Raw genomic sequence first — 9,851 nt, 5'->3', positions numbered from 1 at the left:
AGGGATCTTGCCCTCTGGTGGGCTCGGTGTTGAGGAGGCCCTGAAGGTCGAAATACGCCGCAATAGGCCCATTGTGCACCACTGCCGACTCGCCGACAGCAAATTTTCCCCACTTTCCTCCACCTATCTGACCTGGGCTTTTATAGGCCGAAAGGGTGCCGAAGGGTCAAACCACTAGATTGGGTGGAGGGAAGTGGAGTACTGTGGTTGCTATCGGAGCCAATTGGGTTTCGAAAGGGGTGAGACGACATGTTCTTGGGCACTCATTTGCAGAAGCTCGACGACAAAGGTCGGCTCATCCTGCCCGCAAAGTTCCGGGAGGAGCTTTCGCCCGGTCTCGTATTGACCCGTGGACAGGAGAACTGCCTCACCCTGTTCCCCACCACGGAATTCGAAGCCGAGCACGAGCGAATCCAGAACGCGCCGAAGACGAACAAGGAAGCTCGCGATTACCAGCGTGTATTCCTGTCGGCGGCCTTTGCGGATCAACCGGACAAACAGGGGCGCATCACGGTCCCGAACATATTGCGGCAGTACGCATCACTCGATCGGGAAGTTGCGGTGATCGGCATGGGCAACCGCGTCGAGATCTGGGATTCACCGACATGGGATAACTACCTGGTCGGCGCTCAGCAGGCATTCGCTGAACGTGAGGACGAGGTGATTCCAGGAGTGATCTGATTCTGCTCGGGTTTGATCCTTGCCCGCCGTGTTCGAGTTTCGGGGAACTTCCCCGTTTCCGAAGTTCGGCAGTCCTGACACACTTCCCCGGTGCCAGGGCAGCGGCGGACAAGGTTCTGGCTCCAGCAGTTCACCCCCCCCCACGACCACCACCCACGAAGGACTCACCTATGAACGATCAGCACGTACCAGTGCTCCTGGAGCGCGTGGTCGAGCTCATCGGGGTCGGAGTCCAGGCCGCCAGAGACAACGGCCACGCACCGATCGTCGTGGACGGAACACTGGGGATGGGAGGACACTCGGAAGCGGTCCTCACCGCCTTCCCCGATGTCCACCTCATCGGAGTCGATCGCGACACCCAGGCCATCGAGATCGCCACGAAGCGACTTGCGTCCTTCTCCGACCGCATCGACATCGTCCATGCCGTCGACGACGAGATCCCAGAGATCCTCGATGACCTCGGCGTCGATCACATCAGCGCCGTTCTCCTCGACCTCGGGGTATCGTCCCTGCAGCTCGACGAGGACGAGCGAGGATTCTCATACTCCCGTCCTGCGCCCTTGGACATGAGGATGGATCGGACCCAGACTCTGACCGCCGCCGAGGTGCTGGCCACCTACCCCGAAGCTGAACTCCGGCGCATTCTCCGTGAGTACGGCGAAGAGAAGATGGCCGGCCGGATCGCGAAGATCATCGTCACCGATCGTGAGGATGCGCCTTGGGAGACCTCGGAGCAGCTCGCAGCGATGCTGGGACGGGTTCTTCCTCAGACGAAGAAGAAGTCCCACCCCGCGAAGCGAACGTTCCAGGCACTGCGCATCGAAGTCAACGACGAGCTCGGTGTGCTGCGGACAGCTCTGCCGGAGGCTCTGCGGGCACTGCATATCGGGGGAGTGGCGGTCATCGAGTCGTACCAGTCCCTCGAGGACACGATCGTGAAGAAGATATTCCGTTCCGCAACCACCACCTCGGCGCCGCCGGACATGCCCGTCGTCCCTGAGGAACTCCAGCCGTGGCTGTCCGAAATCATTCGTGGTGCGGAACTGGCAGACAGTGACGAAGCAGACAGGAACCCTCGCGCCAAGAGCGTGCGATTGCGTGCAGTACAGAAGATCAGGGAGGCAAGATCGTGAGGAACGCTCAAGCGGCCATCCGCCAACCCCGCGTCACTGAACGGACGCGACGCCTCGAAGATTCCGCCAGTCGGCCGGTACCGCCTCGGCTCAAGCTCCTGAAGTTCGAGCTGCCGAAGGCCAGGGTCCCGTTCTCTATGCTCTGCGTGGCGATCCTCGTTGCCACCCTCGTGGCCGTCCTGCTGCTCAACATCTTCATCTCTCACACCTCGTATCAGATCGACCAGCTGAATTCCGAGAAGGAACAGCTGGCCGAGCAGAAGGATCGACTGGTCGAAGACAATTCTTACCGCGAATCTCCGCAGAACATCTCGATCGCGGCAGAGGAGCTTGGACTGGTCCGCGACTCCTCGCCCGAGTTCCTCGATGCGAAGACCGGAAAGATCATCGATGCACCTCCGATCGACGTCAGCGGAGAAAAGAAGCCGACAGTTGTCCCCGGACCGCGTGCCAATACCCGCGAAGACCTCCGTCCCAATCTACGATCGGATGAGAAGCTGCCAGTAGTCGGGGGCAGTCCCAGCAAGGACATCGCGCCGCCGGCTCAGGAAACTCCGAAATAGGGAGAGTCCGACAGCCATTCGCCGACAAGCAAGGACCAAGGACAGTGCAATGGGCCCACGAGCCACTCGGGTGAAGAAAAAAGGCGGACGAGGCACACCGAACCTTCGCCTGCGGATGGCACTGATCGCGGTCCTGTCCATCCTGGTTCTCCTTGTCACCTCCGGACGGCTGATCTCGATCCAGGGCATGGATTCGATGAAACTGGCCGAGAAGGCACTGTCCAACCGACTCGTCACCAAGACCCTGCCGGCCTCGCGGGGTCAGATTCTGGCCTCCGACGGCACGGTCCTCGCCGACAGCGTCTCCCGATATCAGCTGGTCGTGGACCAGCAGAACGTGGCCCAGTACAAGGTTGACGGAAAGCTGGTCGGTGCCTGGGGAGCAGCAGAGGCCCTGGCGAAGCCCCTCGACACCGACCCCGGACTGCTGTACCCGAAGCTCGTCGGCGACAAACGCTGGAACCCCGTCGCCAAGGGGCTCACCTCTGAGACCTGGCGAGCCGTGAAGAACCTCAACATCCTCGGCCTCTCCGCCGAGGAATATGCTGTGCGTTCCTACCCGTCAGGTGCAGTGGCTGGGAACCTCGTGGGCTTCCTCAGTTCCGACGGCCAGCCTCAGGCGGGCCTGGAGATGGCCTACAACGACCAGTTGAACGGTCGCGACGGTCAACAGCAGTACGAACGCGGTGCTCGAGGCGAGATCATCCCGCTCGGCGACAACAACACGCGCAATGCCATCGATGGCAAAGGTCTGCAGACGACGATCGACCCGGCCCTGCAGTACTACGCCCAGCAGGCGATCGAGGAGCAGCGGAAGGAAAATGAGGCCGAATCGGCTTCGATCGTCATCAAGGACATCGAGACCGGCAAGATCCTCACCGCCGCAGACGCACCCAGCGTCGATCCCAATTCGCCGGGCAAGGTGGGCGGCACCGATCGTGGGTCGCGCATCTTCACCGACGTCTTCGAACCCGGCTCGACCGCAAAGATGGTCACGGCCGCAGCTCTGCTCGACCAGGGTCTGGTCACCCCCGAACAGGAGTTCACGGTCCCGGACAAGTGGAAGGCTCCCAACGGAGAGGAATTCCGGGACTCGCACCCGCACCCGGACGAGAAGCTCACCTTCGCCGGAATCCTCGCTGAATCCTCGAACACCGGCACGATTCTGGCCGGGAACGAGCTCTCGGAAGAACAGCGCTACGGCTACTTGAGGAAGTTCGGCTTCGGCTCGCCGACAGGCATCGAGTTCCCTGCCGAGACATCCGGCATCCTCCACCCCTACCAGGAGTGGGACGGCCGCACCAAGTACACGGTGATGTTCGGCCAGGGGGTGGCCGCGAACGCCGTGCAGACCACCGATGTCATCGCGACCATCGCCAACGGCGGAGTGCACGTCCCCTCGAAGCTCGTCGATGGAACGGTCTCCCCATCAGGGAAGACGATCCCTAATCAGGCAGGCGAACCTCAACGCGTCATCAGCAAGAAGGCCGCTGACCAGACTCTGTCCATGCTCGAAGGCGTCGTCGCCAAGGGCACCGGCAAATCGGCGCAGGTCTCCGGCTACAGGGTGGCGGGAAAGACAGGTACCGCGCAGGCACCGGCAGCCGAGGGCGGCGGCTACGACGGCTACACAGCTTCCTTCGTCGGCGTCCTCCCCGCCGAGGACCCGAAGATCGCGATCTCTGTGACGTTGCAGCGGCCCCGAAACGGCTATTACGGTGGAAGCGCCGCCGCCCCGGTATTCTCCGACGTCGCCGGCTTCACCATGCGGCACCTCAAGATCCCACCGTCGACCGCAGATCCCCAGCTCCCTGCTCGAGAATGGAAATAATGCGCATCTCACAGCTGCTGCCCGCAGCCCCTGGAACCATTCATGGAGATCCTGACCGTGAGGTCGGGGGAGTCTCTCACGATTCGCGCACGGCAGCGCCGGGCCACCTCTATGCCGCGCTGCCGGGCGCGAACGTCCATGGAGCGAAGTTCGCAGCGGATCTCATCGATCGCGGTGTGACCGCGATCCTCACCGATGCGACCGGCTGGGACGTGATCGCCCAGAGCGTCGATCCGCAGACTCTCACCGAGGTGACCGGGCTGATCGTGGAGCACCCGCGGGCCGTTCTGGGCTATGTCTCGGCCGCCGTGTACGGCACCTCGGGGCGTCCCCAGCTCATCGGGGTGACCGGAACCAACGGAAAGACGACGACGACCTATCTGGTCGACGGCATGCTTGAGGCTCTCGGCCATCGCACCGGTGTCATCGGGACAGTGGCGACGCTGATCGCCGGTGTCACCGAGGCGAGCGTGCGCACGACTCCGGAGGCTCCCGAGCTGCATGCCCTGTTTGCGAAGATGCGCGCCGCTGACGTCGACACCTGTGCCATGGAAGTGTCCTCACATGCGCTGAGCCAGCACCGCGTCGACGGTGCCCACTTCGCGGTCTCAGGTTTCACCAACCTCTCCCAAGACCACCTCGACTTCCACCACTCCATGGACGAATACTTCGGCGTCAAAGCCGAACTGTTCACTCGCGCCTTCTCCGACACCGCAGTCATCGTCGTCGAGGACAAGTGGGGCGAGAAGATGGTCGAGGCGGCGCAGGTGCCGGTGCGCACGCTGGGGCGTGACGATCGCAGCGACTGGCGGATCGAACACACTCCAGGAGAAGCAGACTTCGTCCTCCACCTCGACGGGCCCGATGATGAGGGCATCGCACTGCGATCCCCGCTGCCGGGGGATTTCAACGTCACGAACACTGCACTAGCCGCAGCCATGCTGCTGGAAGCCGGAATTGCGGCCACCGACCTCAACGCAATCGGCCGAACCTTCGTCGCATCGGTCCCCGGGCGGATGGAGATCATCGACGTCAGCGGTCCACGTGCCGAGGGCCAGTCTCATCCGCATCTCCTCCCACGCGCGATCGTCGACTATTCCCACACCCCCGATGCGATCGAGAAGGCGCTGGAGTCACTCCACGCCGACAGTGACGAACTGGTGATCGTCTTCGGTGCCGGCGGTGACCGGGACAGAGGGAAGCGATTCGGAATGGGCCAGGCGGCCGCTCGGGGAGCCGACGTGATCGTTCTCACCGACGACAATCCGCGCACCGAGGACCCGGCAATGATCCGGGCAGCCATCAAAGATGGCATCGATGCTGAGATCTCAACCGGAGGTGCACGTGTGAAGAAAGTCATTGAAGTGGCAGAAAGAGGGGACGCGATCGACCAGGCGATCGCTGCTGCCGGAGCCTCCACAACCGTGCTCATCGCAGGGAAGGGGCACGAAACCGGGCAGTCAGCAGGCGGGGTGGTGACAGACTTCGACGACCGGTCGAGGACACGCTCGGCGCTGCGCACGCGACTTGGCGGCGCACAAACAGGTAAAGTTCACAGTTGATATGAAGCGACTGAGTGCAGCCGAAATAGCAACCGCCGTCTCCGGCGAGTTGTACGGCGTAGACCCCGAGACCAAATTGTCCGCCGGAGTGGTAACCGATTCGAGAGAAGTCGGACCCGGCGATATCTACGTTGCCCGCCGAGGTGAGTCCTTCGACGGCATCGAATTCGCAGCAGCGGCCGTGGAGGCGGGCGCAGCGCTGATCATCGGCGAATCCGTTCCCACCCTCGACGATACGACCCTGCCCACCGTTCTCGTCTCCGACGCGACGGAAGCACTTGGCCAGCTGGCCAAGGCGAACATCGAGGCATTGCGTGAGGTCGGTGAGATCACGGTCATCGCGATCACCGGTTCTGTCGGAAAGACCACCGTGAAGGATCTCGCTGCCGACCTGCTCGCTGGCGAGGCCGAGACGGTGTGGCCGCCAAACTCCTACAACAACGAGGTCGGCGTGCCCCTGACTGCACTGCAGGCGGGGGAGACCACGCGGTTCCTGGTCCTGGAGATGGGGGCCCGTTCCATCGGCAACCTCGCCTACCTGACCAGCCTCGTCCGCCCCGACATCGCTGTCGAACTCGCGGTCGGCACCGCCCACTCGGGCGTCTTCGGATCGATCGAGAACACGGCCCGTGCCAAGGCTGAGCTCGTGGAGTCCCTCACTGCAGGATCTGTCGCGATCCTCAACGCCGACGACTCACGAGTCGCCGGGATGCGTGAGGTGCTCTCACCTGATGTCGAGACATTGTGGTTCTCCCAACGCGAATCGCTGCCGGAGTGGGTTGCCAGTGAGGACTCCGTCGTCCGTGGAACAGGCGTCACGACAGACGCCTCCGGACACGCCGCTTTCTTGCTGAACTTGCCAGGAGAGGAGCCGCAGGACGTTCGTCTGGCTCTGATCGGTGAACATCACGTGGGCAATGCCCTTGCCTCGGCTGCGATCGCCCATGCCTGTGGGGTGGGCATGAAGTCCATCGTGACCACGCTCTCAACCTCCTCGGCTGCGAGCCGCTGGCGCATGGAGCTCATCGATTCGCCGTCGGGCGTGACTGTGCTCAACGATGCCTACAACGCGAACCCGGAGTCAATGCGCGCTTCCCTGAAGACGCTGGCGTCGATGGGCCGCGGCGATGAAGACAGCCGACCACGTCGGACGTTCGCCGTCCTCGGCGAGATGCTGGAGCTTGGCGACGAATCCGTTTCCGCACACTCCGATATCGGCGAGCTCGTCGTACGACTCAACATCACCCGCACCATCGTCGTCGGTGACGGAGCGAAACCCATCTTCAACGCTGCGAACCTCGAAGGTTCATGGGGCAACGAAGCGGCTTGGGTCGCGACCGCTGCCGAAGCGAAGGACCTGCTGAGTGCGGAACTGGCACCCGGGGACATCGTCCTGTTCAAATCCTCCAGAGATGCCGGTCTGCGCTATCTCGGAGATGAAATCGCCGGTGTATCGGGGGCCCAATGATCGCCGTACTGCTCGCCGCCTGCCTGGCACTGATCCTGGCACTGGTCGGCACGCCGCTATTCATCCGTGTTCTGGTCAAACGAGGCTACGGCCAGTTCGTCCGTGACGACGGTCCGACCTCACACGCCACGAAACGCGGCACACCGACCATGGGCGGCGTCGTCATCATCGGTGCCGCCGTCCTGGCCTACCTGCTCGGACACCTGTTCACAGGATCTGTGCCCACTGCTTCCGGACTCCTCGTCCTCTGGCTTGCCGCGGGACTCGGCGTGGTCGGCTTCCTCGACGACTTCATCAAGATCAAGAAGCAGCGCTCACTGGGCCTGCGACCGGTGCCCAAGCTCCTCGGCCAGGCCTTCGTCGGAATCTCCTTCGCGGTGCTGGCGCTGCAGTTCCCGAACTCCTTCGGTGAGACCCCGGCGTCGACGAAGGTATCGTTCATCCGCGATACCAACCTCGACCTGGCATTCGGATCCGCAGTGCTCGGACTCATCCTGTTCGTCATCTGGGCCAACCTCATCGTCACCGCGGTATCGAATGCGGTGAACTTGACTGACGGCCTTGACGGACTGGCCGCCGGCGCTTCGGTCGTCGTCTTCGCCGCTTATGTCGTCATCGGGACATGGCAGTCGACGCAGAACTGCAATCTGATGACGGACGCCACGAACGCCTGCTACTACATGCGCGATCCACGTGACCTCGCAATGGTCGCCGGCGCCATGGCAGCGGCGTGTTTCGGTTTCCTGTGGTTCAACACCTCACCCGCGAAGATCTTCATGGGCGACACCGGCTCCCTGGCCATAGGCGGGGCAATCGCCGGTCTTGCGATCATGTCGCGGACTGAGCTTCTGCTCGTCGTCCTCGGTGGACTCTTCGTCATCATCACCCTCTCTGTGATCATCCAGGTCGTGTCGTTCAAGACCACCGGAAAGCGCGTCTTCCGCATGGCTCCGCTCCAACATCACTTCGAACTCAAGGGATGGGCAGAGGTCACGATCGTGGTCCGGTTCTGGATCATCGCCGCACTGTTCGTCATCGCCGGAATCTGTCTCTTCTACGCCGAATGGGTGTCTCGCGTTGGCTGAGAATCCCCTGACCGATTATCCGAACGCCGAGGCGATCCCGGCCGCACTCGTGGGGCCGAGCTCGTCCTTGGACGGGTTGCGCATCCTCGTCACCGGTCTCGGTGTGACGGGGTTTCCCGCAGCTGTCCATCTCGGCGAACGCGGTGCCGATGTGATCGTCGTCGACGGCGATGATCAGGCAGATGTCAGTGAGAAAGCTCAGATCCTCGAGGTCTTCGACGTCGATATCAGGCGCGGAGAAGAGCACGTCTCGAACCTGCCCGCAGAACCGCTCGATCTGGTCGTGACTTCGCCTGGGTGGCGCCCCGACCACCCCTTGCTCCTGTCTGCTGCCGAGGCGGGTGTGCCCGTGATCGGCGAAGTCGAATTGGCATGGAGGATCCGTGGCACCAACGACGCCAAATGGCTGGCGATCACCGGCACCAACGGCAAGACGACGACTACGACCATGCTCGAATCCATGCTCCTGGCCGATGGTCGCAAGGCCAAGGCCTGCGGCAACATCGGTGCACCGCTTCTTGAAGCCGTGCTTGAGCCCGGACTTGAGGTGCTGGCGATCGAACTCTCGAGCTTTCAGCTCCACTGGCAGTATTCGCTGAGTGCCGATGCTTCCGCTGTGCTCAACATCGCGCCCGATCATCTGGACTGGCATGGCAGCGCCGATGCCTATGAGGCCGATAAGGCCAAGATCTATCACCAGACCAAGACCGCGTGCATCTACAACGTCGCCGACGAGGTGACACTGCACATGGTCGAAGACGCCGATGTCGTCGACGGTGCCAAAGCCATCGGCTTCACCACTGGCATCCCACGACCGGGGGAGGTGGGCGTCGTCGAGGACATGTTGGTCGATCGCGCCTTCATCCCGCAGCGATACTCCTCGGCCGCTGAACTCGCCTCCTTGGACGATGTCGCCGCGGCGGCCGGTGTCCCCGGCCGTGCGCCGGCAGACCACCAGGTGTCGAACGCACTCGCAGCCGCAGCCCTGGCACGGAGCATCGGGGTACCGGGTCAAGCGATTTCGGAGGGACTGAAGAACCACTCGCTCGGAGCCCACCGGATGGTCACCGTCACGGAGAGCAACGGGATCACCTGGGTCGACGATTCGAAGGCGACGAACACCCACGCAGCCAACGCTTCGCTGGGCAGCTTCGACTCGATCGTCTGGATCGCCGGGGGGCTGCCCAAAGGGGCGGACTTCACCTCACTGTTCTCCGATCACGGCCACAGGCTCCGCGCACTCGTGCTCATCGGAGCCGAAGACTCAGCCTTCCGGGAGGCCATCGCGGCGACAGTTCCAGATCTTGACGTGATCAGGATCGAACCAGCTCTCGCCGTGGACTCGGGCGTACCCCGACGCCGGGGAGAAGCCGTGGTCGCTGCAGCAGTGGAAGCTGCCGCAGACATCGCCCGCGCGGGCGATACCGTCCTGCTGGCTCCTGCGGCGGCCAGCATGGACCAATTCCTCAACTACAACACTCGGGGTGAACTCTTCACCCAGGCTGTCCACGCTCACCTGGGGAGCTGA

Annotated in this window: 8 protein-coding genes; all 8 read left to right on the top strand. The window is 62.9% G+C overall.

Annotation, left to right across the window (positions count from 1 at the left end; genetic code table 11):
• Window positions 1-249 precede the first annotated feature (249 nt).
• Window positions 250-681, top strand: coding sequence for a division/cell wall cluster transcriptional repressor MraZ (gene mraZ, locus JTF07_RS19880; RefSeq protein ID WP_204235894.1), 432 nt, complete (start codon window positions 250-252; stop codon window positions 679-681).
• Between the two features lie 170 nt (window positions 682-851).
• Window positions 852-1,814 (top strand): 16S rRNA (cytosine(1402)-N(4))-methyltransferase RsmH, encoded by a 963-nt coding sequence (rsmH, locus tag JTF07_RS19875; protein ID WP_204235893.1) that lies wholly within the window; start codon window positions 852-854, stop codon window positions 1,812-1,814.
• Window positions 1,811-2,377 carry a cell division protein FtsL gene (gene ftsL / locus JTF07_RS19870; RefSeq protein WP_204235892.1) on the top strand — a complete coding sequence of 189 codons (567 nt, stop codon included), beginning with the start codon at window positions 1,811-1,813 and terminating at the stop codon, window positions 2,375-2,377. The genes rsmH and ftsL overlap by 4 nt, the downstream gene beginning before the upstream one ends.
• Window positions 2,378-2,426: 49 nt before the next feature.
• Complete coding sequence (locus JTF07_RS19865; protein ID WP_204235891.1) at window positions 2,427-4,208, top strand: peptidoglycan D,D-transpeptidase FtsI family protein; 1,782 nt, start codon at window positions 2,427-2,429, stop codon at window positions 4,206-4,208.
• Complete coding sequence (locus JTF07_RS19860) at window positions 4,208-5,770, top strand: UDP-N-acetylmuramoyl-L-alanyl-D-glutamate--2,6-diaminopimelate ligase (protein WP_204235890.1); 1,563 nt, start codon at window positions 4,208-4,210, stop codon at window positions 5,768-5,770. The genes JTF07_RS19865 and JTF07_RS19860 overlap by 1 nt, the downstream gene beginning before the upstream one ends.
• A gap of 1 nt (window position 5,771) precedes the next feature.
• Complete coding sequence (locus JTF07_RS19855) at window positions 5,772-7,238, top strand: UDP-N-acetylmuramoyl-tripeptide--D-alanyl-D-alanine ligase (protein ID WP_204235889.1); 1,467 nt, start codon at window positions 5,772-5,774, stop codon at window positions 7,236-7,238.
• On the top strand, window positions 7,235-8,323 hold the full coding sequence (gene mraY / locus JTF07_RS19850) for a phospho-N-acetylmuramoyl-pentapeptide-transferase (protein ID WP_143923784.1): 1,089 nt from the start codon (window positions 7,235-7,237) through the stop codon (window positions 8,321-8,323). Before JTF07_RS19855 ends, mraY begins: the two co-directional genes overlap by 4 nt.
• Window positions 8,316-9,851, top strand: coding sequence for a UDP-N-acetylmuramoyl-L-alanine--D-glutamate ligase (murD, locus tag JTF07_RS19845; RefSeq protein WP_204235888.1), 1,536 nt, complete (start codon window positions 8,316-8,318; stop codon window positions 9,849-9,851). Before mraY ends, murD begins: the two co-directional genes overlap by 8 nt.

It is taken from the genome of Brevibacterium sp. RIT 803, assembly GCF_016892625.1.
Taxonomy (GTDB): Bacteria; Actinomycetota; Actinomycetes; order Actinomycetales; family Brevibacteriaceae; genus Brevibacterium.
The sequence above is the reverse complement of the archived record's forward strand: the minus strand, read 5'-3'. Positions and strand labels throughout refer to the sequence as shown.

Bases quoted from the DNA above. Each gene is read 5' to 3' on its own strand.
- mraZ (WP_204235894.1), top strand. From the start codon at position 250: ATGTTCTTGGGCACTCATTTGCAGAAGCTCGACGACAAAGGTCGGCTC.
- rsmH (WP_204235893.1), top strand. From the start codon at position 852: ATGAACGATCAGCACGTACCAGTGCTCCTGGAGCGCGTGGTCGAGCTC.
- JTF07_RS19865 (WP_204235891.1), top strand. From the start codon at position 2,427: ATGGGCCCACGAGCCACTCGGGTGAAGAAAAAAGGCGGACGAGGCACA.
- JTF07_RS19860 (WP_204235890.1), top strand. From the start codon at position 4,208: ATGCGCATCTCACAGCTGCTGCCCGCAGCCCCTGGAACCATTCATGGA.
- JTF07_RS19855 (WP_204235889.1), top strand. From the start codon at position 5,772: ATGAAGCGACTGAGTGCAGCCGAAATAGCAACCGCCGTCTCCGGCGAG.
- mraY (WP_143923784.1), top strand. From the start codon at position 7,235: ATGATCGCCGTACTGCTCGCCGCCTGCCTGGCACTGATCCTGGCACTG.